At 37.4% G+C, this 26,660-nt stretch carries 18 protein-coding genes and 1 pseudogene; 17 read left to right on the top strand and 2 right to left on the bottom strand.

The window, feature by feature from the left end; genetic code table 11:
* Positions 1–11 precede the first annotated feature (11 nt).
* From AC4CVD_RS12585 to AC4CVD_RS12555, 7 genes are all read left to right on the top strand, one after another.
* Positions 12–722 (top strand): succinate dehydrogenase iron-sulfur subunit, encoded by a 711-nt coding sequence (locus tag AC4CVD_RS12585; protein WP_004982744.1) that lies wholly within the window; start codon positions 12–14, stop codon positions 720–722.
* Between the two features lie 804 nt (positions 723–1,526).
* Positions 1,527–4,349, top strand: a complete 2,823-nt coding sequence (locus AC4CVD_RS12580) for a 2-oxoglutarate dehydrogenase E1 component (RefSeq protein WP_490753230.1) — start codon at positions 1,527–1,529, stop codon at positions 4,347–4,349.
* Positions 4,350–4,365: 16 nt separating this feature from the next.
* Entirely contained in the window at positions 4,366–5,580 is a 1,215-nt protein-coding gene (gene odhB / locus AC4CVD_RS12575) for a 2-oxoglutarate dehydrogenase complex dihydrolipoyllysine-residue succinyltransferase (RefSeq protein ID WP_004982740.1), read from the top strand.
* 59 nt (positions 5,581–5,639) lie between these two features.
* The gene (lpdA, locus tag AC4CVD_RS12570; protein WP_078425314.1) at positions 5,640–7,073 is read left to right on the top strand and encodes a dihydrolipoyl dehydrogenase; all 1,434 of its coding nucleotides are present in this window, start codon (positions 5,640–5,642) and stop codon (positions 7,071–7,073) included.
* Positions 7,074–7,245: 172 nt separating this feature from the next.
* Positions 7,246–8,412: an ADP-forming succinate--CoA ligase subunit beta gene (sucC, locus tag AC4CVD_RS12565; RefSeq protein ID WP_490753229.1), complete on the top strand. Its 1,167-nt coding sequence runs from the start codon at positions 7,246–7,248 to the stop codon at positions 8,410–8,412.
* A gap of 11 nt (positions 8,413–8,423) precedes the next feature.
* Positions 8,424–9,314, top strand: coding sequence for a succinate--CoA ligase subunit alpha (gene sucD / locus AC4CVD_RS12560; RefSeq protein WP_078425316.1), 891 nt, complete (start codon positions 8,424–8,426; stop codon positions 9,312–9,314).
* 377 nt (positions 9,315–9,691) lie between these two features.
* Positions 9,692–10,066, top strand: coding sequence for a hypothetical protein (locus tag AC4CVD_RS12555; protein ID WP_279736877.1), 375 nt, complete (start codon positions 9,692–9,694; stop codon positions 10,064–10,066).
* 300 nt (positions 10,067–10,366) lie between these two features.
* Here the strand turns inward: AC4CVD_RS12555 and AC4CVD_RS12550 are convergent.
* A pseudogene (locus tag AC4CVD_RS12550) lies at positions 10,367–11,509 on the bottom strand (flotillin family protein); the annotation flags it as partial.
* Positions 11,510–11,568: 59 nt separating this feature from the next.
* On the opposite strand from AC4CVD_RS12550, the gene AC4CVD_RS12545 reads away from it, so the two are divergent.
* From AC4CVD_RS12545 to AC4CVD_RS12525, 5 genes are all read left to right on the top strand, one after another.
* Positions 11,569–12,948, top strand: coding sequence for a tyrosine-type recombinase/integrase (locus AC4CVD_RS12545; protein WP_490753228.1), 1,380 nt, complete (start codon positions 11,569–11,571; stop codon positions 12,946–12,948).
* A gap of 23 nt (positions 12,949–12,971) precedes the next feature.
* A complete protein-coding gene (locus AC4CVD_RS12540; RefSeq protein ID WP_490753227.1) occupies positions 12,972–14,984 on the top strand; it encodes a hypothetical protein in 2,013 nt (670 codons plus the stop codon).
* Positions 14,971–16,929 carry a hypothetical protein gene (locus tag AC4CVD_RS12535; RefSeq protein ID WP_490753226.1) on the top strand — a complete coding sequence of 653 codons (1,959 nt, stop codon included), beginning with the start codon at positions 14,971–14,973 and terminating at the stop codon, positions 16,927–16,929. The genes AC4CVD_RS12540 and AC4CVD_RS12535 overlap by 14 nt, the downstream gene beginning before the upstream one ends.
* A complete protein-coding gene (locus AC4CVD_RS12530; RefSeq protein ID WP_490753225.1) occupies positions 16,922–17,323 on the top strand; it encodes a hypothetical protein in 402 nt (133 codons plus the stop codon). Before AC4CVD_RS12535 ends, AC4CVD_RS12530 begins: the two co-directional genes overlap by 8 nt.
* Before the next feature lie 81 nt (positions 17,324–17,404).
* On the top strand, positions 17,405–18,430 hold the full coding sequence (locus tag AC4CVD_RS12525; protein ID WP_201702131.1) for an IS30-like element ISAba125 family transposase: 1,026 nt from the start codon (positions 17,405–17,407) through the stop codon (positions 18,428–18,430).
* A gap of 171 nt (positions 18,431–18,601) precedes the next feature.
* Here AC4CVD_RS12525 and AC4CVD_RS12520 read toward each other — a convergent pair whose 3' ends face one another.
* The gene (locus AC4CVD_RS12520; protein ID WP_490753224.1) at positions 18,602–19,090 is read right to left on the bottom strand and encodes a hypothetical protein; all 489 of its coding nucleotides are present in this window, start codon (positions 19,088–19,090) and stop codon (positions 18,602–18,604) included.
* Between the two features lie 69 nt (positions 19,091–19,159).
* On the opposite strand from AC4CVD_RS12520, the gene AC4CVD_RS12515 reads away from it, so the two are divergent.
* The 5 genes from AC4CVD_RS12515 (at position 19,160) to AC4CVD_RS12495 (ending at position 26,644) form a co-directional block, all read left to right on the top strand.
* Positions 19,160–19,378 (top strand): helix-turn-helix domain-containing protein, encoded by a 219-nt coding sequence (locus AC4CVD_RS12515; protein WP_130131375.1) that lies wholly within the window; start codon positions 19,160–19,162, stop codon positions 19,376–19,378.
* A gap of 321 nt (positions 19,379–19,699) precedes the next feature.
* On the top strand, positions 19,700–21,181 hold the full coding sequence (locus AC4CVD_RS12510; protein WP_490753223.1) for a type I restriction-modification system subunit M: 1,482 nt from the start codon (positions 19,700–19,702) through the stop codon (positions 21,179–21,181).
* Complete coding sequence (locus AC4CVD_RS12505) at positions 21,181–22,383, top strand: restriction endonuclease subunit S (protein WP_490753520.1); 1,203 nt, start codon at positions 21,181–21,183, stop codon at positions 22,381–22,383. Before AC4CVD_RS12510 ends, AC4CVD_RS12505 begins: the two co-directional genes overlap by 1 nt.
* Positions 22,384–22,397: 14 nt before the next feature.
* Positions 22,398–23,147 carry a DUF4850 domain-containing protein gene (locus tag AC4CVD_RS12500; RefSeq protein ID WP_490753222.1) on the top strand — a complete coding sequence of 250 codons (750 nt, stop codon included), beginning with the start codon at positions 22,398–22,400 and terminating at the stop codon, positions 23,145–23,147.
* Positions 23,148–23,203: 56 nt separating this feature from the next.
* Positions 23,204–26,644 carry a DEAD/DEAH box helicase family protein gene (locus AC4CVD_RS12495; protein ID WP_490753221.1) on the top strand — a complete coding sequence of 1,147 codons (3,441 nt, stop codon included), beginning with the start codon at positions 23,204–23,206 and terminating at the stop codon, positions 26,642–26,644.
* Positions 26,645–26,660: the final 16 nt, after the last annotated feature.

Raw genomic sequence — 26,660 nt, 5'->3', positions numbered from 1 at the left:
GGAGAAGTAAGATGAGTAGAGGTACTCGTACATTTAATATCTACCGCTACGATCCTGATAAGGATGCAGCGCCGTATATGCAAACTTTCAAGTTAGAATTGACTGATAAGCACCGTATGTTGCTTGATGCGCTTCTTGCATTGAAAGTACAGGATGAATCATTAACATTCCGCCGTTCATGCCGTGAAGGTATTTGTGGTTCGGATGGTGTGAACATCAATGGTAAAAATGGTTTAGCGTGTCTTTGGAACCTAAACGACTTACCAGAAGTGATTACAGTTCGTCCTTTACCTGGTTTGCCAGTGGTTAAAGATTTAGTTGTGGATATGAACCAGTTCTACGATCAGTACAACAAAATTCATCCATTCTTGATCAACAACCAACCTGCGCCACCAAAAGAGCGTTTACAGTCTCCTGAAGAGCGTGAACACTTAGATGGTTTATATGAATGTATTCTTTGTGCATGTTGTTCAACTTCATGCCCATCATTCTGGTGGAACCCAGACAAGTTCTTGGGTCCTTCAGCATTGTTGAATGCATACCGTTTTATCATTGACTCTCGTGATACAGCAACTCAAGAGCGTTTGGCTCGTCTAGACGACCCATTCTCGCTATTCCGTTGTAAAGGCATCATGAACTGTGTATCAGTGTGTCCTAAAGGTTTGAACCCAACTAAAGCAATCGGTCACATCCGTAATATGCTTTTAGATGCTGCGGGTTAATCTCTAGGCTGATTTATCAGTTAGAAAAAGCACACCTTGGGGGTGTGCTTTTTTATTTTATAGCTAGATTTTTGCTGTAAAAAATAAAGTTGAGTGAAAGCGTGAGGTTGGCACTATTTTTGTTTGTGATAGGTGGTTTTTGTGGAAATTGCACCAGATTGGTGAAAAGCGCGGCGATTTAAAACAAATGTCATAAATAAGTGCAAGTATGAGTCTGCAAAAAAAGTTATGAAGATGTTAATATGGATGTTGTTGATGGGGAGGGCATATTGAAAGATGATGCTCTCTTTTCGTATGTGTTTTTTGGAGTAGACTTTGGTCTACGTTGAAACTCGGTTTTATTTAAAGCACCATATATTAGATGAAATTTTGATATGTGTATTTCGCCAATTTATGAAAGGTATGTGTCAAAAAAATCAATTGAAATATGGGGAGTATGTTAAAATTTTTGCACGTTTATATTTAAAAAATGCGCGCTAAATATGTACATTAATTCAACATTTAAGCCGCATTAGAGCGAGTATAAATGAAGGGTTAGTCGCTTTAGAAAAAATAATGCAATGCCTTATTTTTTCTAAGTCGATTTGCAAAAAATTGCTCGGTTTTGGCCGGGTATGAATGAGTGATGATGCCGCTGAGGGCGTTATGATTCATTGTCACATTGGGTAATTCTAATGTAGTGATAACGCCTCATGGCATCCGCCTTATGGGGACTAATGTCATGTTACCAATTTGACATTACTAATCATGGGTTCGCTTAAAAAGCATCCTGAAATGTTTTTGCAATAGGAAATGGGTCCACAAATGCAAGAAGTTGCTGACGCATTGCGTCTTGACACTGAACTTTCCGCTGATAGTGCAGCGTATATTGAAGAACTTTATGAGCAGTACTTGGCTGCACCAGACTCAGTAGAAGCTGACTGGCGTGCATACTTCGATAAATACCCGAAAGGTGATCAACCACACAGCAATGTACGTGAGCAATTCTTATTACTAGGTCGTAATTCAAGTCGTGTTCAAGCAGTGGTACAGAGTTCTGTTAGTACAGAACATGAGCGTCGTCAAATTGGCGTACTACAACTGATTGCAGCGTACCGTAACCGCGGTCACCAAAAAGCGAAGCTTGATCCTTTAGGTTTGGCAAAACGTGAAATCGTGCCAGATCTTGACCTTGCTGCACATGGTTTAACCCAATCTGATTTAGACACTGTGTTCAATACAGGTAATCTTTTGATTGGTAAAGACGAAGCAACTCTAGGTGAAATGGTTCAAGCCATGGAAGCAACGTATTGCGCTTCAATTGGTGCAGAATACATGCACATTGTTGATACCAAAGAAAAACGTTGGATTCAACAACGCCTTGAAGGTGCGCGCGGTCAATTCAACTTCACTGCAGAACAGAAAAAACACGTATTAGAGCGTTTAACTGCGGCTGAAGGCCTGGAAAAATTCCTAGGTAATAAATACGTTGGTGCAAAACGTTTCGGCGTGGAAGGTGGTGAATCTTTCATTCCAATGGTTGATGCTTTAATTCAGCGTGCAGGTTCTGTAGGTTGTAAAGAAGTTGTCATTGGTATGCCTCATCGTGGTCGTTTGAACCTTCTTGTAAACATCATGGGTAAAAACCCAGCAGACCTATTTGGTGAGTTCGAAGGTAAGAGCTTACATAAAAAAGGTTCTGGTGACGTTAAGTACCACCAAGGTTTCTCTTCAAACGTAATGACTCAAGGTGGCGAAGTTCACTTGGCATTGGCGTTTAACCCATCACACTTAGAAATCGTCGGCCCTGTGGTTGAAGGTTCAGTACGTGCACGTCAAGTACGTCGTAAAGACATTGGTGGTGATGACGTATTGCCAGTAATTGTTCACGGTGATGCTGCATTTGCTGGTCAAGGTGTTAACCAAGAAACCTTCCAAATGTCACAAACACGTGGCTATACTGTGGGTGGTACGGTTCACATTGTGGTGAATAACCAAGTCGGTTTCACAACCTCTGATCCACGTGATGCGCGTTCTACAGAATACTGTACGGACATCGCGAAAATGATCCAAGCGCCGATTTTCCATGTGAACGGTGATGATCCTGAATCAGTATTGTTTGTTGCGCAATTGGCACATGACTTCCGTCATACTTTCCGTAAAGACGTTGTCATTGACATGTTCTGTTACCGTCGTCGTGGTCACAACGAAGCGGACGAGCCAGCTGCAACTCAGCCAATGATGTATCAAGTCATCAACAAAAAAACTACAACGCGTGCGCTGTATGCAGACCAATTGGTTCAAGAAAGCGTTTTAGACCGTGCTAAAGCGGATCAAATGGTTGAAGACTACCGTTCGGATCTAGAAGCAGGTAAGCACGTTGCCAATGCACTGGTACTTGAACCAAATACAAAAATGTTTGTAGATTGGGCGCCGTACTTAGGGCATGACTATACAGATGTATGGGATACCACATGTTCTGAAGATCGCCTAAAAGAACTTGGTCGCAAAATGCGCGAGCTTCCTGAAGGCTTCGTTATGCAGCGTCAAGTTGCAAAAGTGATTGACGATCGCTTAAAAATGCAAACTGGCGAAATGCCATTGAACTGGGGTGCTGCGGAAACTTTGGCTTATGCATCTATTTTAGATGATGGCTATTTGGTTCGTTTGACCGGTGAAGACGTTGGTCGTGGTACCTTCTCACACCGTCATGCAAAACTGCATAACCAAGTGGATGGTTCAACCTATATTCCGCTTTGCCATATCAAAGAAAATCAACCACGTACTGCTATTTATGACTCATTATTGTCTGAAATGGCGGTGTTAGGTTTTGAGTATGGTTATGCAACGACTCTGCCTAAGAGCTTGGTGATTTGGGAAGCACAATTTGGTGACTTCGCCAACTGTGCGCAGGTGGTGATCGATCAGTTCATCGCATCAGGTGAAACCAAGTGGGAGCGTGTGTGTGGTTTAACCTTACTTCTTCCTCACGGTTTTGAAGGTCAAGGTCCAGAGCACTCATCTGCACGTTTAGAGCGTTTCTTACAGCTATGTGCTGAAGACAACATGCAAGTAATGACGCCAACTACGCCTGCACAGATTTTCCATGCTTTACGTCGTCAAGCGATTCGCCCAATTCGTAAGCCAATGATCATCATGTCACCGAAGTCTTTACTTCGTCACAAACTTGCAACGTCTACTTTAAGTGAACTTGCAAATGGTACATTCCAAACTGTGATTGATGAAATCGATAACATCAACAAAGCAGACGTGACACGTTTAGTGCTTTGTGGTGGTAAGGTTTACTACGACTTGCTTGAGAAACGTCGTGAGCAAGAGTTGAATAACACTGCAATCGTTCGTATTGAACAATTGTATCCATACCCTGAACAGCGTATTGCTGAAGTTCTTGCTCAATATCCAAATGTGAAAGACATCGTTTGGACGCAAGAAGAGCCGAAGAACCAAGGAGCTTGGTTATTTATTGCTCCTCGTCTATATGATGATGTAATGAAGTCAGCTAAACCAGTACGTATCAGTTATGCAGGTCGTGAAGCTTCTGCTGCACCGGCTTGTGGTTCACCATATTTGCATGCAAAACAACAAGCTCAGCTCGTAAATGACGCTTTAGCGATCGTAGCTGAATAACAGGAGATTCTTAGTAATGGCAACCGAAATTAAAGCACCGGTATTCCCTGAGTCAGTTGCGGATGGAACAATCGCAACTTGGCACAAACAACCAGGTGAAGCAGTATCACGTGATGAAGTGATCTGTGATATTGAAACAGATAAAGTTGTTTTAGAAGTTGTTGCTCCTGCTGACGGTACAATTGCATCGATCATTAAAGGTGAAGGTGACACTGTTCTTTCAAATGAAGTGATTGCACAGTTTGAAGAAGGTGCTGTATCTGGCGCTGCGCAAACTGAAGCAGTTCAGTCTGAAGCGAAAGTAGAACAAGCAGTTACTCAAACTGAAGCGGGTGCTGCACCAGTCGTTGAACGTGCTCAAGTTGCTGATCAAGCGCCTGCTGTGCGTAAAGCATTGACTGAGTCTGGCATTCCAGCTGCTGATGTTGCAGGTACAGGCCGTGGTGGTCGTATCACGAAAGAAGATGTGACAAATCACCAAACTAAACCAGCAGCTCCAGCTGCAGCACCATTAAGTGTTGCCGTGGGTGAGCGTGTTGAGAAGCGTGTTCCAATGACACGTCTTCGTAAGCGTGTTGCTGAGCGTCTGCTTGCTGCAACTCAAGAAACTGCAATGTTGACGACGTTTAACGAAGTGAACATGAAGCCAATTATGGAAATGCGTGCACAATACAAAGACGCATTTGAGAAGCGTCATGGTGCGCGTCTTGGTTTTATGTCATTCTTTGTTAAAGCGGCAACTGAGGCGCTTAAACGCTACCCAGCAGTTAATGCTTCAATTGACGGTGATGACATTGTTTACCACGGTTACTATGACATCGGTGTAGCAGTATCTTCTGAGCGTGGTCTAGTTGTACCTGTGCTTCGTGATACAGACCGCATGAACTATGCTGAAGTTGAAAATGGTATCCGTGACTTTGCTTACAAAGCACGTGATGGCAAATTAGGCATCGAAGACATGACTGGCGGTACGTTCACAATCACCAACGGTGGTACTTTCGGTTCATTGTTATCGACTCCGATCTTGAATACACCACAAACTGCGATTTTGGGTATGCATAAAATCCAAGAACGTCCAATGGCTGTAAACGGTCAAGTAGAAATCTTACCGATGATGTATTTAGCGCTTTCTTATGACCACCGTCTAATCGATGGTAAAGAAGCAGTTGGTTTCCTTGTAACAATCAAAGAATTGTTAGAAGAACCAGCTAAATTGATCCTTGACCTTTAATTCTAAAGAATAAAACATGGGCTTAGAGCGATCCTCTAAGCCCATTTTTGGAGATAAAAATGTCTCAACAATTTGATCTTGTTGTAATTGGCGGTGGCCCAGGTGGTTACGAAGCAGCAATTCGTGCAGCGCAACTTGGTTTTAAAGTTGCTTGTATTGAAAAACGTATACACAAAGGCAAACCATCTTTAGGTGGGACGTGCTTAAACGTGGGTTGTATTCCGTCTAAAGCATTGCTGGATTCTTCTCACCGCTATGAAGATACAGTGCATCACTTAGCTGATCACGGTATTACAACAGGTGAAGTGAACTTTGATTTGCCTAAACTCCTTGCGCGTAAAGACAAAATTGTTGACCAACTTACCATGGGTATTGATGGCCTTCTAAAAGGTAACGGTATCGAGTGGTTAAAAGGTACAGGTAAATTACTTGCAGGTAAAAAAGTAGAATTTGTATCTCACGAAGGTGAAACTCAAGTTTTAGAGCCTAAATATGTGATTCTTGCAACGGGTTCTGTGCCAATTAACATTCCATCAGCACCAGTTGATCAGAACATCATTGTTGACTCAACTGGCGCACTAGAATTCCAAGAAGTACCTAAGCGTTTAGGTGTCATTGGTGCGGGCGTAATCGGTCTAGAGCTTGGTTCAGTATGGCGTCGTCTAGGTGCTGAAGTTGTTGTATTTGAAGCAATGGACGCATTTTTACCAATGGCTGATAAAGCATTGGCGAAAGACTACCAAAAACTTTTAACTAAGCAAGGTCTAGATATCCGTGTTGGCGCTAAAGTTGCTGGCACAGAAGTTAATGGTTCTGAAGTCACTGTTAAATATACTCAAGGTGGCGAAGAAAAAACTCAAGCGTTTGATAAGTTGATCGTTTGTGTAGGTCGTCGTGCATACGCTGAAGGTCTATTGGCTGATGATTGTGGTATCAAATTAACTGAACGTGGTTTAGTTGAAGTGAATGATTGGTGTGCGACGTCTGTTGACGGTGTATATGCAATTGGTGACTTAGTACGTGGTCCAATGCTTGCACATAAAGCAATGGAAGAAGGCGTAATGGCTGTTGAACGTATTCACGGTCATGCAGCTCAAGTGAACTATGATACGATCATTTCTGTGATTTACACACACCCAGAAGCGGCGTGGGTCGGTTTAACAGAACAGCAAGCGATCGAGAAAGGCCACGAAGTGAAAACGGGTCAATTCGGTTTTGCTGCAAACGGCCGTGCAATGGCTGCGGGTGAAAATGCTGGTTTCGTGAAGTTTGTTGCTGATGCAAAAACAGATCGTTTACTGGGTATGCATGTGATTGGGCCTGCTGCGTCTGATATCGTACACCAAGGTATGATTGCGCTTGAGTTTGTATCTTCGGTTGAAGATCTACAGTTGATGACTTTTGGTCACCCAACATTCTCAGAAGTGGTTCATGAAGCTGCACTTGCAGTGGATGGTCGAGCGATTCACGCAATTCAGCGTAAACGCAAATAAGACAACGAAAAGAGCGACTACGGTCGCTCTTTTTTGTTTCAGGTGTTGTCTTCTCATGAAGAATCATCTAAAAATAAAGACAAGAAGTTTTTAAAATCCAAAATGGTTACTGTGATAGTAAACAGTTTTGGTGCAACAAAAAGTAAATAAGCAGTAATAAAAAGGTTAGTCGATGAATTTACATGAATATCAAGCTAAAGTGCTATTAAAAAAATATGGTATGCCTGTCCAAGAGGGCATACTAGCCACCACTCCAGAAGAAGCAGTAAAAGCCTTTGAACAAATAGGCGGAAAATTTGCTGTCATGAAAGCTCAAGTTCATGCGGGTGGTCGTGGTAAGGCGGGTGGCGTAAAAGTTGTAAAGTCTGCAACGGAAGCTGCTGAATATGCAAAAAGCATCATCGGGACCAACCTTGTTACCTATCAAACCGATAGCCATGGCCAACCTGTAAATAGCGTACTTGTCGCGGAAGATGTTTATCCTGTAGAGCGTGAACTGTATTTAGGTGCAGTGGTTGACCGCTCAAGCCGTCGTGTGACCTTTATGGCTTCGACCGAAGGTGGCGTCGAAATTGAAAAGGTTGCAGAAGAAACCCCTGAAAAAATTATTAAAGTTGAAGTCGATCCTTTGGTTGGCTTATTGCCATTTCAAGCGCGTGAAGTTGCATTTAAGTTGAACCTTAAAGATGGTCAAGTGAATCAATTTGTGAAAGTGATGTCTGCTGCGTATCAGGCGTTCATTGAGAATGACTTTGCTTTATTTGAGATTAACCCGCTATCTGTGCGTGAAAATGGTGACATCCTATGTGTCGATGCCAAAGTGGGGATCGACTCAAACGCGCTGTATCGTTTACCTGAAATTGCTGCGCTGCGCGATAAGTCACAGGAAAATGAACGGGAGTTGAAAGCATCTGAATTTGACCTCAACTACGTCGCGCTTAAAGGCAACATTGGCTGTATGGTCAATGGTGCAGGCCTTGCGATGGCAACCATGGATATTATTAAACTCTATGGCGGCCAACCTGCGAACTTCCTTGATGTCGGTGGTGGTGCAACCAAAGACCGTGTGATTGAAGCGTTTAAAATTATTCTGGCAGATACCTCTGTACAAGGGGTGTTGATTAATATCTTCGGTGGAATTGTACGTTGTGACATGATTGCTGAAGCAATTATTGCAGCGGTTCAAGAAGTAAATGTGACCGTACCTGTGGTTGTTCGTTTAGAAGGGAACAATGCTGAATTGGGTGCCAAATTACTTGATGAATCAGGTTTAAAACTTATTTCTGCAAATGGCTTGTCGGATGCCGCAGAAAAAATTGTTGCTGCAGTAAAAGCGTAAGGAGTATCAATATGAGCGTATTAATTAATAAAGACACCAAAGTATTGGTACAAGGTTTTACAGGTAAAAACGGCACATTCCACTCAGCACAAGCACTAGATTATGGAACTAAAGTCGTTGGCGGGGTAACTCCTGGTAAAGGTGGCACAACCCACCTAGATTTACCTGTATTTAACACCATGAAAGATGCAGTTGCTGGTACAGGCGCAGATGCGACTGTGATTTATGTACCAGCTCCGTTTGTATTAGATTCAATTATTGAAGCAGTGGACTCAGGTGTTGGACTGATTGTAGTCATCACAGAAGGTGTGCCAACTTTAGACATGCTCAAAGCTAAGCGTTATCTAGAAACCAATGGCCATGGTACACGTCTGATTGGTCCAAACTGTCCGGGTATTATTACTCCGGGGGAATGTAAGATCGGGATTATGCCTGGTCATATTCACCAACCGGGTAAAATTGGTATTATCTCTCGCTCTGGTACATTGACGTATGAAGCGGTTGCGCAAACGACTAAGCTTGGTTTAGGTCAATCCACCTGTATTGGTATTGGTGGTGATCCAATTCCGGGTATGAACCAAATTGATTGTTTGAAACTGTTCCAAGAAGATCCGCAAACTGAAGCGATTATCATGATTGGTGAGATTGGTGGTACGGCTGAAGAAGAAGCAGCTGAATATATTCAATCGCATGTGACTAAACCTGTGGTGGGTTATATTGCAGGTGTAACAGCACCGAAAGGCAAGCGTATGGGGCATGCGGGAGCAATTATTTCTGGTGGTAAAGGGACAGCGGAAGAAAAGTTTGCAGCATTTGAAAAGGCGGGGATGGCGTACACGCGTAGCCCAGCAGAACTCGGTTCAACGATGTTCCAACTTTTAAAGGATAAAGGTTTAGTTTAAGCCTTTTATATTTTAAAGGAAAAAGCCGTATGTCTTAATTGCACATACGGCTTTTTTGTGGAGAGCATATTGGTTTGCACTAATACATTTCTCTGTATAAAAATAATATGGGTATTAGAGTTTTTAATCTCAGCTGAAAACTATATTTAGCCACATTGAAAAATCCATATTGGACAAAAGACAAAATGGTTAAATTAGAGCAAGATTTACTATGTACTTAACAATCTGAGAATTGATAAATATTTGGTGTTCACTGTTTCTATAGGAGACTATGCTATATTCATAATTAAAATAATTCTTTTGAAGACATAATATTACAGATGTTTAAGCCTATTCATTTATTGTTTTGTCGCTGCTTATTCTTGTTTGGGCTTGCGATGAATAGTGCTTATGCTGAAAATGAAGACGTCTACTTGGCTGATTCTTTAAGTGATGATATTTTCCACTATTATCAACAGTTAGCGGCACAACATGATGAAGAGGAAAACGATTATACATTGATCAATAATGATTTTTATGAGAATGAATATATTCGTGTATTTAACTACTCGGCCTACAACTCGGATGGTTTGAGCCATAAATTAGGGACAGGGGAGTTTCACAGTTCAGACTTGGATGTACTCAGTATTTCATTCGGGTATGGTATCGAAATTAAAGTTAATAAAAGAAATAAAGTTGGATATGAGTACCTTTCAAATTTTCCTTATGATCGTGGGCAATTGATCCGTTTCTTTTGGGTGCGTTTGCACTAAATGGATTAATTCTATTTATTCATAAAAAAGTTTTTTCCATTACTGTTTAGAATATTTTCACTCAATTGTAGCGTCTAGGATGTTTACATTACTTCTTTACATTTTCTGATGGTCGACGAATCGATTACCAAGCTAAACTAACTTAAATTTTTATAATAGATGATAGGCTTACTGTGCTGAGTGAATTCTTAGGTTTATCATTTTAACAGCTTAAATGTGTATTTTATTGAAAGTTGAATATTAAAATAGATGATAAAAAACGCGACAGATCGTCGCGTTTTTTGCTTGTAAGTCTAACTACTATTGAGCTTTGCTTTGCGGTTTTAAGCTTTGGGTTAAACCATTGATGTCGCCGCCTTGAATCCCTAGTTCATTCATCAAGCTATCAATTAGTGGTGCTTGAGTACGATAGCGTAGCGCACTATTTACCACTTGATCAGACAAAGCAACTTGTGAAGATTCCGCACCATCAACCCCAGATGCTACTGAACCGACATTGCCTAAACCATTGACCTGTAAAATTTTGATGTCATCAATATTTTCCATCGGTTTAACACTTTCACGAATGATTTCAGGTAAGTATTTTAACAATGCTAGGCGAATTTGCATTTCGACTTGCTCAGGAGATAAGACGTTGTTGGCCTCATTCACCGCACGTGTACCATCAGCGTCGACTTGGTATTGTTTTTCCATTGCTTGAGCCAACAGTATTTTGGCATCTGCTTCACCTTTGGCTTTTAAGCGAGCTTGTTCGGCTTGAGCTTCCGCTGCAATACGAACGGCTTCGGCATCATCGGCAGCGGCTTGTTTGCCTGCTTCAGCTGCAACCGTAATTGCAATAGCATCTTTTTCTGCAGCTTGCTTCGCAGCAACCAACTCAACTGCTTTTTGACGCTCAGCACGCTGGGTTTCACGTACGGTAATCACTTCTTCTTCGGCTTTAACGGCTTCAGCACGGGCACGGTCAGCAGAAGCTTTGGCTTCAGACTCTTCACGCGACTTTTCAGCAATTGCAATGGCACGTGACTGTTCAGCCAGCTCGATGGTTTTCTTTTGTTCAACCTGCGCTTGTTCAATAATTTGTGATTTTTGAATATTTTGGCTTTCCACATCACGTGCTGCACCAATACGCTTTAACTCTACTTCACGCTCAGCTGCAATACGTGCTTCTTCTGCTTCACGTTTTTTCTCAGCTTCTTGTGAGGCAATTTCAGCCAATTGTTCTGCACGGCGAATTGCAATTTCACGCTCTTGTTGTAGTTTGGCGTATTCCTCTTCACGAATGATTTGTAGACGTGCTTGTTCTGCTTCTAAGTTTTTGGTCTTAATGGCAAGGTCAGCGTCTTGCTCGATGTGATTACGTTTACGACGGCGGTCTTCAATTGTTTCAGTCAGCTTAGTTAAACCTTCGGCATCGAATGCATTTTGAGGCAATGTATACTTACAAATATGGAATTTCAATGTAAACTAGATAAATTATGGAATTGAGGAAATAACTTGAAATGGATAAGTTTGATAATGAATGTAAAAAAGAAAATAAAATTGAATGTAAGAAGATTAGAGAATATCGACCTACTGAATATGATGTAGAGAGAAATGAACATATTGAGACAGGAGAATATTGTTCTAGTTATCCAATCGTTCTTAAGAGTGATGGTACTGTCTGGGATAAGGCTTCTTTATATATTGATTTTTTGCGTTCTGATAGGAATAGATCCTCGGCCTTACTAAGAACTGCTGGAAACGATTTATTAGACTTTTTAAGATTTATGGAAGCTAATAATCTTAATATGCTGCATTTACCTATTAAAAAAGCACAAAGGGTTACTTTTAGATATAGACATGATCTATTAGAAAGAGAAAAGGAATTTAAGCTAAATGGGCGTAAAAAAATTGGTAGAAATACTATTAGTCAAAGAATAAATAGGATAGTTGATTTCTATGAGTTTTGCATTGAAAATAAAATCTTCACTTTTACTGAACTAGATAATAGACCATATACTCTATTGAAAAAAAGAATATATTTTGAGGGTGAAAAAGGATTTACTCAAAAAAAAATTGTACGTTCATCTGATTTAAGTATTCCAAGGGCACCACGTGCTATTCAAACTTCTGATTCTATTAAAGATGGTAGAAAACTACATCCTTTAACAGAGCAGGAGCAAAGTATTTTTATAAGTTATTTGAAAGAATCTAATAATAGAGCACTTCAATTAATATGTCTCATAGCATTGACTACAGGAGCTAGAATTCAGTCAATTTGTACATTAAGAGTAAATGATATTAAGAAGATGATGATTAGTGAAAAAGTAAATGGAAGTTTTAAAAAAATACAGATTGGTGGTGAGTCTATAGATAATAAAAATGATAAAAAATATATAATTTTTTTTCATACTGAATTATTAGAGATGTTGAATAACTACATAAATTCAGAAGAGTGGATTGAACGGTCAACTCAAAGTTATTATAAGGATAAAAATAACTATGTATTTTTAACTAAGTTTGGAGAGCCATTTTATACAAGTAAAAAAGAGCTAGAGGATAGAAAAAATAGACTATTTCCTGTTAGTAAGCCATTTTCTGAAAAAGATGGTAAAGCTGTGTATAAAAATATGAAAGATCTTTTCCAGAAGATGGAAAATGATAAGCAATTAATACGAAAATTTAGTATTCATGATTTAAGAGCAACATTCGGTTTAAATTTAGTACATCTTCTTCGAAAATATGGTGTACCTGAGTCTCATATAATCGAAGAAGTTAGAGAGAGAATGGGACATAAAGACAGAGAAACAACATATCTTTATTTGAATTATAGTGCGAAAAATAAGCTTTATGAAAGTGTGAAGCAGGAATTTGTCGAGCTTATTTATTGTTTTAATTAATTGATATTGATAGCAGTGAAACTATGTTTGAAAAAAGAAGTATTGAATTCGTCCATATAGAAAATTTCTATAAGTTTTCAGAAAATGGCTACGATGTGGAAAAATTAGTTTTAATTACAAAACAAGGCAATACAAATAGTTATGTTGATATAGGTTCTCTTTGTTATGCTAAAAGATCTAAATCATGCAAAACAAACCATAATGCAAAAGTTGTTAAAAGTACATTTAATGAAAAGATTGCAAGTGCAATTAAAGAGTTTCTAGATTACAAATGCACTAAGTTAACCGTTGGTTCAGCAAGAGTAATTTTAGGGCGGTTAAAAGTGACACTTGATGAATTGTATTCTATTGGTAGCGAACAGAATATAGAAATAAGTTTTGATGATATTAATCAATGTCACATTATTTATGACTTTTATACTAAGTTTCTTGTAGCAAAGATTAAAAATGAGTTTAAAAATCCCAATTTTAAATCTACAAAAAATATAGCTGCTAGGCAAAAAATATGTGCTGAATTAATATCTTTAATTTGTAACGTAGATTTGGAAGATTTTATGGGTAAGTATATTAATATTAAAGGATATGATTCTCCAAATAAAGATAAAAAAGTATCTGAAATTGAGGATTACCGTGTATATGTAAATAATTGCCAGAAGATATATAAGATCTTTTCTCAGTTTTCTTTAAGTAATAGTAATTTTCCAATTAATTTTAATATCAATGGTAACATTTCTGAAGTGCCTTCTTTTTTATATATTACACGTACTTCTGCTCTTGTAAAAAAATGTTTTTATAATAAGGAAGGTAGGTTTTTAAACAGAATTGAAGCAGTTCAGAATGTTAAAAATATTGATGATGTAGACGAGTTGAAAATTCGTTATAAAGATAAAAATGACGAATTACCCTTTGATCTTAAAAAGAGCTATAACAAGCATTTGAAAATGCTTTTAAATGCTAATAGACATAATAGTAGAGAGCGGTTAAAGGTTATTAATATAGCTATGTCAAGTATGGCATTATGGATAATAACGGATTCAGGATGTAATTTGTCTGTGATATATGGACTACAAACTCAAGATTTGAAGAACTTAAATCCTGATGTACCAAATCAAAAAATATTTTATGTTAAAGAGCGTTCAGGTAGAGGAACTGTTGCTGTAGGGTTAACTAATAAAATTGTTCAGCCTTTAAAAGACTTTTTAGCCTTTCGTGAATATGTATTGAATTTAGTTGATGAAAAAGAACGAAAAAAAATAGGGAATTATGTTTTTTTTACATTTAAATTAAATGCTAATAAAAATATTAAGGATCTAATAGGTCTTTATAGTGATAAAGATCTGAATTTATACAAAAATTGGTATAACTCAATATTTGGTAAAGGGTCCTATATAGGTCCAAGAGTAGGACGAGGGAGTCATGCCAACATCTACAAGAATTTGGAAGGTGTTGAAAATTATAATCAAGCAATTGATATTAGTGCAGAAATATTAGGTCATACCTCTACAGTAGATTTTAAACATTATACTGATGCTACCAAGGAACAAGTACGTTCTCAATTTACTAAATTTTTTGATAATGTATATGACCATATGATTTTTAAGAATCGTACTACAAGGAAAACTATTCCTGTTATTACTGATATTGAAAGTAGCCCTACCATGGCTGGACATTGTACTGATACATCGCCTATTAGAGCTGATGGTTTTAACGAAAATATAGAGCAGCCAAATTGTTCAAATCCATCCACATGCTTATTTTGCGAAAATTATGTTTTACATACAGATGAAATTGATTTACGTAAATTACTTTCTTTAAGAAAAATTACAGAGATGCATTCTGATCTAAACGAGGAAATGCTAATAGTTAAATTTCGTATAGATGAAATATTGAAACAGATAGTTAATAAATATGATCACGTAAAAAGTCTTATACATACTATTAAAGCTGAAGTGGATGATGGGTATTTTGATGAAAACTGGCAAAACATATTAGAGTTATTGATTGATTTAGGGGTGCAGTTTTATGTTGAAGACTAAATTTATAAATTTAGAAAAAATTAAGCTTTCAAATACATTACCCAATCAATATACAATAGTAATTTTTGAAGATGATAAGCCTTTAAATTACTTTACTGATGATTGTTGGGATTTTAAAGATTATATTACAAGTTATGCTCAAGCGACTGTAATTGATTTTAGTAAATCTAATTTGAGTGATGAGTCAAAATATTATGTAAAGTTATGTTTGTATTATTATATATACTATTATTCAAATAATGCAGCAGGACTTTCCTTTAATACTATTGAAGGTAAATATTCAGATCTAAGAAGATTAGCAATCTTATGTGAATCCTTTAAATTGAATTTTTCTAATATGAGGGATAATGTTCTTTATTTCAATGCATTAATTGACACATTGGCAACTGATAATAGAATGCTTATCGAAAAGTATATATCTATTTTATCTTTGATCAGTAAAACTGGTATATTTTTTAATCTTGAAAATTTTGGGATTTCAAAAAATCAGTTCTCCAAACTTTATAAGATGAAAAAGGTGGCCACTAAAGAACCTAATCAAACTATATTGATTCCTTCAAGAATACTTGCCGATTTTATATATAAATCAACTGAATTTTTTCAACTTTACCATAGTGTTCGATCTGAACTTATAGATTTTATTAATCATGAAAAATTCACTAGTAGACGCCCTAGTAAAGGTTTTAGATGCTCTTTTAGCCAACTTTTGATTAATCTTAATATATCAAATGAGCTTAAACTTTATTTTGACAAATATTCAATTACACAAAGACCTCATTTAATAAGTCATTTTCTTTACATTCAATCATTGGGAAGTGCATTTATTTCTTGTTTTAGTGGTATGCGTAAGAATGAGATTACTAATTTACCTTATTATTGTTTAGAGGAAATAACGAATAAGGCGGATAATAGTAAGACTTTTATTTTAAATAATTTTACTTCTAAGCTCACTAAATTAGGAGTAGTGTCTGCAATTTGGGTAACTTCAAAGCAAGTAGTTCAAGTTATTGAAATTCTACAAGATATTGCTAAGCTACATAAGTTTTTATTGAGCATAGGATTTATTGAAGAAAAAATAATAAATATCCCTCTTGAAGAATACCCTTTATTACCAATTTTTAATCAGCAGAAACACCCTGTTGGTATAAATCCTTTATATGATTATGCTACTTTGTTTACACCTACTTTAGGTAAAAATATTTATAAAATAATTGAACCTATTATAATTGAAAAATCTGATCTTGAAGAGTTGTTTAATTTCAATATGTTAGTAGACTGGGAGAGTGATTATAACATCCAAATCGGTCATGCATGGAATTTTGCCTATCACCAATTTAGAAGAAGCCTAGCAGTTTACGCTTCTCGTAGTAATATAGTTAAGCTACCTGCACTAAAAAAACAGTTAAAACACATTAGTTTTAGTATGACTATGTATTATGGAAATAACTTTCATAATGCAAAAAACTTAAACTTTCAAAAGGATATAGTTAATGAGTATAGAGCAGAAAGAGAGTTATTCCAATTTTCCTCCTTCTCGCATAACGTTATTGAAAATGATTCAGTCTTATTTGGTGCAAAAGGAACTTATTTTGAACTACAGAAAACTGCCCCTCACCAACCTAAGTATTTAACTGATCGTCAGCAAACTCTTAAACATATTAAAGCAGGTCGCATTTTTTATAAAAAAACTCCCTTAGGAGGCTGTGGTAAAAGTGATAACTGTAACAAATTGTCTTTTGCATTTGCTACTGCATGTGTAACTTGTAGCGAAGCAATTTTTGATGATAATTCGTTGGTTGCGTTGAATACAGCAAAGGAAAATTATTTAAAACAAATTGATAAATTGGATGAAAATTCAATTACATATAAGCAGTTTAGAATAGAAATTGATGCCATTGATAGAGTATTAGCGAAAAGAAATTTATTGGAGGATAACAATGTCTAAAATGCGTGAAAACTATGAATTAGCATTAGACCGTTTAATTTTAAATAAGCCTACCCATCCTGAATTAATTAATAAGAAATACAAGATTAATAAGGCAACTGTAGCAATTGAAGCTGGTAGAGACCCTAGTTCAATTAGAAATGATAATCCAGAACTTGAAGAGTTAAGAGATAATATAAAAAAGGCTGAGCTTGCTAGAAGAATTGCATCAAATTCTCCCGTTCAGAAGGACCTGAAAGCAAGTATTACTATAAAAAATGATAAATACAAAGAATTATGTGCTCTCTATGAAATAGCACTAGGGCAAGTTAATTCATTAATTATTGAAAATAAAAGATTAAAAGATGAGCTTAAATATTATAGAAAAAAGGATAATATATTAGATTTTAAGTAAAAGTTTGATCCCTAAAAGTTATATCTAGGCAGAGTAAAACTTGAAGTGCGACATAAACCACCTAATTAATTTAAAGGGTTTATGGAGTATATAAAATTGTCATACCATCATCTTAACTTTGAAGATCGTACTGCATTAATGCTTGAATCAAGAAAAGAAGGCTTTTCACCCAGAAAATTTGCTGAACTTATTAAAAGACATCCTAGTACGATCTATCGTGAACTTAAAAGAAATAGCATCAATGACGTTTATCAAGCCCGATATGCTTCTGATCACACCTTCGCTAGACGTAGACGTGGTCATAGAAAACTCAAAATCGATTCAATCCTTTGGAAATTTATTGTTGAAGCGATCCGTTGTTTATGGTCTCCTCAGCAAATAGCAAAGCGTTTAAAGACATTTCCTGATTTGGATCAAACAATGAATGTAAGCCATACAACGATTTACTCAACTATACGAGCATTACCAAAGGGTGAGTTGAAAAAAGACTTATTATCCTGTCTGCGTCATGAAAATAAAAAGCGAAAAGCTAACGGTGAACCTAAAAAAGATTCTATATTACAGGATATTAAAACTATTCATGAGCGCCCAGCCGAAGTTCAAGAAAGAAAAATACCGGGTCATTGGGAAGCCGATTTAATTAAAGGTAAAGACAATAAAAGTTCGATAGCAACACTTATTGAACGAAATACACGGCTCTGTATCTTGGCAACATTACCTGATGCAAAGGCAGAATCCGTGCGCAAGGCTTTAACTGAAGCTCTGAAATATTTACCTGCAGAACTGCGTAAAACGTTGACCTATGACCGTGGACGTGAGATGTCAGAACATAAAATACTCGAAGAAGATTTAGGCATAGATGTATATTTCTGTGACCCACATTCACCCTGGCAAAAAGGCACATGCGAAAATATGAATGGTTTAATTAGGCAATATTTACCTAAAGGGATTGATTTAAATCAGGCAGATCAGCATTATTTAAATCAAGTTGCCATGTCACTGAATACTCGTCCTAGAAAAGCGTTAGATTGGCTTACACCATTAGAGAAATTTGCTCAGCTTGTTGATTATCATAAGGCTTTTGAAACTGTCGCACCTCATGTTTGAATTCGCCCTAGTTTCTAAAAATTATATGTGAAATTATTTTAATTTTAAAGTTTTTTAGATATTGGCTTTAAGTAAATCTTAGCCAATATCTAAAATATTTATACATTAGAAATGCGTGGTTAAGTAGATTGTTATCAGACTTCTTTTTATTGTTGCTGTTATTTTGGAAGATTATGAAATATTCTCTAAAATAATATCTATAGCTAGCAATTCTGATTCAAGTTTTAAAAGTTTATAATCTCGTTCATTCATAAATGAAGCAATTTTTTCCTGAATCTTGGGATACAGTAATAAATACTTATTAAAAATTTCTAGTTCTGCTTTAATTTTATGTAATTCTGAATTTTTTTGATGATAATCGACTAACAGTTGCTTCTGTAAAGCATTTTTATCATATGATTGCTCTAATAAACTTAAGAATTTTTTTTGGTCAGTATTCGTACTGTATTTATAAGTACAGCCAGATTTATCAATTTCAAGTAAGTTTAATTCCTCAAACTCTCGGATGAGATGATAAATTTTTTGGTAATACTTTTTTGACTTAAATTTAGGTAAATTTTTGGTAAATCCTTCATATATATACTTAAATTCACTTTTCTCAAAAGTATTTTTAGATAGATATATCAAAATATCCTGTTTGAGACTGTGAGCAACATTCATTCTAGAACCAAAGACTTATAAGATATCCTATTTTGGGATATTTTATCTCATAGTTCAATATCTGTTTCTATGAGTTCATTACATGATCCTAGATATAGGGCATTCATCAGAAAGTTAATTGAATTACGTGAGTCTAAAGTAATGACTCAGGTACAACTTGCTTCGTCTTTAAAAAAGCCGCAGTCATATGTGGCTAAAGTTGAAAATTTTGATCGCCGACTTGATATTATTGAATTGCAAGACTGGCTCAATGCATTAGATATAGATATATCTAAATTTTTTAATTAATTTTTTTCTTTTTCTCATTTTTAAAAATATAGGTGTTGATAGGGATTTTGTTAAAAACTCAATCAAAATTGAACGAATTAGAAGATCTTGTTGTTAAATACTATATAGCTGGTGATCACGGAATCTTAATGTCTTAATAAATCATGAACTGCCTGTAAAGAAATTATATTGAAAAATAATTAGATATAAAAAAAAATCTCTTTTATTACTACTATACTTAAGTATTTAAACGCCATTCTCTGTCGCATCTCCTTTAATTCCAATAGCTTTTCCCTTTCAAATCCCAGACAATAGATCCCAAAGAAATTTGAGATTCATCACGTGATTACAGGCGAAATTAAAAGCAAAATTGACCAGATTTGGAATGCATTTTGGAGTGGTGGTATCTCCAATCCATTAGAAGTCATGGAGCAAATGACTTATTTGCTGTTTATTCGCCGACTTGATGAAATTCAGATCACCAAAGAAAAGAAAGCTAATCGATTAAAAAAAGAAATCGAACATCCAATTTTTACACCTGAGCAAGATCATCTGCGTTGGTCGAAGTTCATTACCTTAGGTGATGCGGGGGCGTTGTATAGCACGATTGCCAATGAAGTTTTTCCTTTCATTAAAAGCCTTGGTGCAGAAGATGAAACGACTTATAGCCATCACATGAAAGATGCTCGTTTTACCATTCCTACGCCTGCGCTTTTAACCAAAGTGGTGGATTTGTTGGCTGAAGTGCCGATGGACGATAAAGACACCAAAGGCGATATTTACGAATATATGCTCGGTAAGATCGCTTCAGCAGGTCAAAACGGTCAGTTCCGTACTCCTCGCCACATTATTAAGATGATTGTGGAGTTGATGCAGCCTAAACCCACAGATACGATTTGCGACCCTGCTTGCGGTACAGCGGGCTTCCTCGTTGCGGCAAGTGAATATCTCAATGATCATCACAGCACTGAAATTTTTGCTAACCCTGAAGCAGCAAAACGCTTTAGTGAAGAAACTTTCTTTGGTTATGACTTTGACAGCACCATGCTTCGTATTGGTTCAATGAACATGATGCTGCATGGTGTAGAGAATCCACGTATTGAAAACCGTGATTCTTTGAGTGAAGCACATTCACATATTGCGGAAAAATACAGTCTGATTCTTGCCAATCCACCCTTTGCAGGCAGTTTGGACAATGAAAGCTGTGCTAAGAATATTCAGGCAGTGGTGAAGACCAAAAAGACGGAATTGCTATTTTTAGCCTTGTTCTTACGTTTGTTAAAAACAGGCGGTCGTGCTGCGGTGATTGTGCCTGATGGGGTACTGTTTGGTTCGTCTAAAGCGCATAAAGATTTACGCCAAAAGATTGTGGAAGAGCAAAAGCTAGAAGCGATCATTTCGATGCCATCAGGCGTATTTAAACCTTATGCAGGGGTTTCGACTGCGATTATGATTTTCACCAAAACCATGTCGGGCGGTACGGACAAAGTTTGGTTCTATGATATGCAGGCAGATGGTTACTCGCTAGATGATAAGCGTAATGAACTCGATGCCTCTAAGCATGAAAATAACAACATTCCTGACATCATTGCTCGTTTTAAAAATTTAGAGGCAGAAACAAACCGTAAAGCCACTGAGCAAAGCTTTATGGTGGACAAAGCCGATATTGCTGCCAATGGTTATGACCTGTCGATTAACCGTTATAAGGAAGTGGTGTATGAGCAAGTGGAATATGAAGCACCAAGTAAAATTTTGGCGGATTTAGAACTACTTGAGCAGGATATTTTAAAAGGAATGGCTACGCTTAAGGAGTTACTTAAGTGATGGCAATGATTCAAGAACCTATTAAAATTGTTCATGCTGATGAATGTATGGATGTTCGTGACGGTACACATGATTCTCCTCAATCTGTACAAACTGGAATCCCTTTAGTAACTTCTAAAAATTTAGTAAATGGAAAAATTGATTTTTCAACGTGTAATTTTATAAGTGAAGAAGATCATGAAGCTATTTCGAAAAGATCTAAAGTTGATGATGGAGACATTCTTTATGCAATGATTGGGACTATTGGTAATCCAGTTATTGTTAGTAAAGACTGCGATTTTTCGATTAAAAATGTAGCCTTATTTAAATTTAATAATGCTGATGTTTACAATCGTTATATCTACCATTTTCTGAATAGTGAAATTGCAAAAAAGCAATTAACAAAGCTTTCACGTGGTGGGACTCAAAAATTTGTGTCCTTAGGAAATTTAAGAAAATTAAAAATCCCACTCCCTCCACTTGCAGAACAACGCCGAATTGCGTCTATCTTAGATCAAGCGGATGAGTTACGACAAAAACGCCAGCAAGCGATTGAAAAGTTAGATCAGCTTTTACAAGCCACCTTTATTGATATGTTTGGCGATCCTGTCAGTAATCCTAAAGGGTGGGATTTGGTAAGAGTTGGAGAAGTAGTCGATGAGTTTATTGGTGGGAAAAATATAGAATGCCCTGATGAAAGCGACTCTGATTATAAAATTTTAAAAGTTAGCGCAGTCACTTCAAAAGTTTATAAACCTAATGAAAGTAAATTTGCACCTAACACATTTGAGCCTAATCCTTTAGCAATTGTCGAAAAAGGTGATTTACTTTTCAGTCGAGCAAATACAACCGAATTAGTTGCGGCAACAGCATACGTTTGGGAAACTCCTGAAAATATTGTTTTGCCTGACAAATTATGGAAGTTTTCTATTTCAGATGAATCTAAAGTAAATAAACTTTATTTATGGGATTTATTTAAAAACATAGAGTTTAGAAATGAGCTTTCAAAACTATCAAGTGGTACGAGTGGCTCAATGAAGAATATTTCCAAAGGGAAATTGAATGAGTTAAAAATGCCATTACCTCCTAAAGAACTTCAAGATAAATTTGCGGAATTTTCAACAAAACTTTGGGGGCAAATTAAGACTTTTCAGCAATCTTCTGATAGTTTGGATTCATTATTTAATTCACTACAAAACCAAGCATTTAACGGTACTTTATAAATACAAGGACAGTTATGAAATTTAAATTAATCGTAGCCGTTGGCTTAAGTTTTTTTTCAACTGCTAGTTTTGCTGAAAAATATACATTTTCTCCTGTAAGAATAGATATCAGCGTAAATGAACAAAGAAAAATACATCCTCTAACTGCAATAGGAACTGCAATATTTAAAAATGGTGCACAAGTCCCTGCGTATTCGATCAGTGTCCCTATGGGTACGGATGAAACTGATGCACCACATAGACCTACAGCAAGTTGTAATAAGTCAAAGTGCTATTTCGCAATGGATTTACCAAAAAAACTTGCTGCCAACATGAGGGTATATAACATTGCTGAAACAGATGAATGGATCTTAGCACCTGCTGAATGGACACGATTGAAAGGTGCTATTGGTGTAAATGGCAATACCGTTTTAGCACTCGCATCAGCAGATCAAAAGTCAAACCTAAGTTTATATGCTGTACCTGCTTGTGTCGGTTGTGGACTTGATGCCGCGACACCATTTTTCCCAGAAGCTGCAAGGCAAAATCAGCAGTTATATGGCACTAAGTTTAGTGGAACAACACCACCTGTACAGATAGTAAGAGCGAATCAACAAACTGTTTATTATCAGTATCAATTAAAAGGACAATATCAAACCAATGGTGTCGCAAAATTTCGACCAAATGAGGATAATATTTATGATGGACTTAGTGTTACTGTTGCATCAGATAAAATGGAATATGCTAGAACAATGTTGAATTTTTTTTCTTTAACACATAAGTAAATTACCTAATATCAAGAATCTATAAAATTTAATTTAATATTTAAGGGGATATATACATGAGCAACTTCTCGTTTTTAGAACCTGAATTTAAAAGCTTGGCAGCGACTGCCAAAGAAGCCGAAAAGCTCACGTATATATCCCCACAATTTGCCCTTGCAGCAGCTCGTACATCGCTTGAAAACCTTGTACTGTGGCTGTATCAATACGACAAAAAACTGACTCAGCCTTACGATCCATCCCTATATAACTTAATCAATGACCTCAAATTTAAAGACCTAATTCCGCCTTATATTTGGGACAAAATGGACAATATCCGCATGGTCGGCAACAGTGCCGTACATGGGAAAAAGTTCAAACAACTCACTACAGAAGAAACCGTAAAACACATCAGCCATTTATTCCTGATGTATGTCTGGTTTGAACGTAACTATGGCTCACCATCTAAAGACCGTTCACAGCCGCATATTTTTAAAACCGAACTGATTCCTAACGCAGATAACATTCAGCAAATCACTGCGAATCAAGAGCAACTACAGAAAGAAACCGAAGCCAAAGAAAAGCAATTTGCAGAGCAACACAAAGCGCTACGTGAACTTGAACAACGCCTGTTTGAACAATCTGCAAATCTAGAAGAACGAGAAAAACTCCTTGCTCAAGCAGATGCAGAACGAGCGCAGATCCGTCAGCAAGTCGAACAAGCTAAAATTGCCAACAGCAAAATCGAAGACCATAACGACTATAAAGAAGATGAAGCCCGTAAGTTTAAAATTGACCTCATGCTTGAAGAAGCAGGTTGGGACATTGGCACAACGGTGCGTGAAGAAGTTGCTGTTACAGGCATGCCAAGCCCATCGGGTAAAGGTGCAGTCGATTATGTACTGTATGATGCCAATGGCTTGCCTTTGGCTGTGGTTGAAGCTAAACGTACATCAACTGACCCAGATATTGGTCAACAACAAGCCAAACTCTATGCAGACTGCTTAGAACAACAAACAGGACAAAGACCTGTCATTTTCTATAGCAATGGCTACAAAACCCGAATCTGGAATGATGTTCAAGGTGGCCCACCACGCTTAGTTCATGGCTTTTACACACAAGCAGAACTCAAACGCTTGATCGAAAGACGTAAGAACAACCCTGATTTAAGCAGCTTCCCGATCAATGCGGACATTGTCGAGCGTTACTACCAAACTCGTGCCATCAAAGCCATGCTTGCAGCCTATCAACGTAAAGAACGTGCAGGCTTACTGATTATGGCAACAGGCACAGGTAAAACACGTACTGCCATTGCACTGGTCGATGTGCTGATGAAAGCCAATGTAGTGCAAAAAGCCTTATTCCTTGCAGACCGCACTTCATTGGTCAATCAAGCGCACAATGCCTTTAAAGCCAATTTAAAAGATGCCTCATTCGTCAATTTACTTGAGGATAAAAATCAAGTTGGTCGAGTGTATTTCTCGACCTATCAAACCATGATGGGTTTGATTGATGAAATGAATGCCGATGGCACACGTAAATTCGGTACAGGCATGTTTGACCTGATTATTGTCGATGAAGCACACCGCAGCGTCTATCAAAAGTTTGGTGAAATTTTTAAATATTTCGACAGCCTACTGGTGGGCTTAACTGCGACACCGCGGGATGAAGTGGATCGTGATACATACGCACTGTTTGGCTTAGAAAGCGGTGTCCCAACCGATTACTACGACCTCGATCAAGCCATTGCCGATGGCTATCTTGTGCCACCGAAAGCTTATTCTGTTCCGCTTAAATTTATGCGTGAAGGCGTGAAATATGACGAACTCTCAGAAGAGGAAAAACAACACTGGGACAGTCTAAATTGGGGCGATGAAGATGCACCTGAAGAAGTCTCAGCATCCAAGATTAATAAAGAGCTGTTTAATACAGGCACGATTGATTTAATGCTCAAGCACTTGATGGAAAATGGTATTAAGACCGAAGGTGGAGATCGTTTGGGTAAAACCATTATCTTTGCCGTCAATCAAAAACATGCCCAGTTTATTGCTGATCGCTTCAATGAAAACTATCCGCAATATGATGGCAAGTTTGCCCGTGTCATTACCCATGCCACTAAGTATCCTCAAAGCCTGATTGATGACTTTAGCAAGAAAGATTTACCTGAACCGCAAATTGCGATTTCAGTGGATATGCTCGATACAGGCATCGATGTACCTGAAGTGGTCAACTTAGTGTTCTTTAAAGCTGTGCGTTCTAAAGTGAAGTTTATGCAGATGATTGGACGTGGTACTCGACTCTGCAAAGAATTGTTTAGCCCTGAAAAAGATAAAAAAGAATTCTTTATTTTCGACTATTGCTCTAACTTTGAATACTTCAATGAAAACCCTGATGGTGCGCCTGTATCGACCACAGAGCCTCTTGGACAACGTTTGTTTAAAGCACGTTTAAATATCCTGAGTTTACTGAATGCGAAGGACGATGCCACCGAAGAGCTAAAAGCTGTACAGCAAGATCTACGTCAGAGTTTACAGACTGAAGTGAAGTCCATGAACAATGATAACTTCATTGTGAAATCTGAACTTGAGCATGTTGAGCATTTCAAAAATGATGATGCTTGGAACAACTTAGATGACCTTGCCATTGGTACGTTACGAGAACACATTTCTAAATTACCAAACCAGTTTGAGCCTGAAACCTTAGAGGCCAAACTGTTTGATATGTTGTGTTATAACCTTGAACTAGCTGTGTTGGAACAGAACAATACAGCGATTCAGAGTTATGCCAATCGAGTGATTGAAATTGCTTCTAAACTGGAAAGCAAAGAAAATATTCCTGTTGTTGCAGAACAGATTGCGCTAATTCAAGACATTCAAACCGTTGAATATTGGAAAGGCATTACCTTGCCAATGCTTGAGGCGATGCGTAAACGTATTCGCGGCTTGGTGAAACTGATTGAAAAATCGACCTCAACTATTGTCTACTCCATGCTTGATGATGAAATTGGAGATATGCAAGCAGTTGATATTCCAGTGGTATCAAGTGGCGTAAACCTTGCCCAGTACCGTAAGCGTGTAGAGAGCTTTATTAAGGCGAATGAAGACCACATTACCATTGCCAAGCTCAAGCGTGGTTTGGCATTGACTCCAACGGATTTGAGTGAACTTGAACGCTTTGTTTTTGAAGCACAAGAAGTAGAAAGCAAGGAAAGATTTGAAGCATGTTTTGGGACAGAAAAATCTTTACCACTTTTCATTCGCTCATTGGTCGGTTTGGATCGTAAAGCTGTACAAGAAGCCTTTTCAACTTATTTACAAGGTTCAAGCTATAATGAAAAGCAAATCCGCTTTGTGGAAATGATGATTGATCATTTGACTCAAAATGGTGTGCTCGATGCTGCACAACTATATGAGCCACCATTTAATCAGATTCACTATGAAGGCATTGATGGTGTGTTTGCTGATGGAGATGCTGACAACATATTTGGGGTGGTTGAAGCATTTAATGAAGCGGTGGCTTAGATTATTAAATAGGTAA

The organism is Acinetobacter sp. LipI_23 (assembly GCF_058243045.1).
The sequence above is the reverse complement of the archived record's forward strand: the minus strand, read 5'-3'. Positions and strand labels throughout refer to the sequence as shown.

What these genes read in the sequence shown, in the direction of transcription:
- AC4CVD_RS12530 (WP_490753225.1), top strand. Translation starts at nt 16,922, where the DNA reads ATGTCTAAAATGCGTGAAAACTATGAATTAGCATTAGACCGTTTAATT.
- AC4CVD_RS12495 (WP_490753221.1), top strand. Translation starts at nt 23,204, where the DNA reads ATGAGCAACTTCTCGTTTTTAGAACCTGAATTTAAAAGCTTGGCAGCG.
- AC4CVD_RS12520 (WP_490753224.1), bottom strand. Translation starts at nt 19,090, where the DNA reads ATGAATGTTGCTCACAGTCTCAAACAGGATATTTTGATATATCTATCT.
- AC4CVD_RS12540 (WP_490753227.1), top strand. Translation starts at nt 12,972, where the DNA reads ATGTTTGAAAAAAGAAGTATTGAATTCGTCCATATAGAAAATTTCTAT.
- sucD (WP_078425316.1), top strand. Translation starts at nt 8,424, where the DNA reads ATGAGCGTATTAATTAATAAAGACACCAAAGTATTGGTACAAGGTTTT.
- AC4CVD_RS12535 (WP_490753226.1), top strand. Translation starts at nt 14,971, where the DNA reads ATGTTGAAGACTAAATTTATAAATTTAGAAAAAATTAAGCTTTCAAAT.
- AC4CVD_RS12500 (WP_490753222.1), top strand. Translation starts at nt 22,398, where the DNA reads ATGAAATTTAAATTAATCGTAGCCGTTGGCTTAAGTTTTTTTTCAACT.
- AC4CVD_RS12555 (WP_279736877.1), top strand. Translation starts at nt 9,692, where the DNA reads ATGAATAGTGCTTATGCTGAAAATGAAGACGTCTACTTGGCTGATTCT.
- lpdA (WP_078425314.1), top strand. Translation starts at nt 5,640, where the DNA reads ATGTCTCAACAATTTGATCTTGTTGTAATTGGCGGTGGCCCAGGTGGT.
- sucC (WP_490753229.1), top strand. Translation starts at nt 7,246, where the DNA reads ATGAATTTACATGAATATCAAGCTAAAGTGCTATTAAAAAAATATGGT.
- AC4CVD_RS12580 (WP_490753230.1), top strand. Translation starts at nt 1,527, where the DNA reads ATGCAAGAAGTTGCTGACGCATTGCGTCTTGACACTGAACTTTCCGCT.
- AC4CVD_RS12515 (WP_130131375.1), top strand. Translation starts at nt 19,160, where the DNA reads ATGAGTTCATTACATGATCCTAGATATAGGGCATTCATCAGAAAGTTA.
- AC4CVD_RS12525 (WP_201702131.1), top strand. Translation starts at nt 17,405, where the DNA reads ATGGAGTATATAAAATTGTCATACCATCATCTTAACTTTGAAGATCGT.
- AC4CVD_RS12505 (WP_490753520.1), top strand. Translation starts at nt 21,181, where the DNA reads ATGGCAATGATTCAAGAACCTATTAAAATTGTTCATGCTGATGAATGT.
- AC4CVD_RS12585 (WP_004982744.1), top strand. Translation starts at nt 12, where the DNA reads ATGAGTAGAGGTACTCGTACATTTAATATCTACCGCTACGATCCTGAT.
- AC4CVD_RS12545 (WP_490753228.1), top strand. Translation starts at nt 11,569, where the DNA reads ATGGATAAGTTTGATAATGAATGTAAAAAAGAAAATAAAATTGAATGT.
- odhB (WP_004982740.1), top strand. Translation starts at nt 4,366, where the DNA reads ATGGCAACCGAAATTAAAGCACCGGTATTCCCTGAGTCAGTTGCGGAT.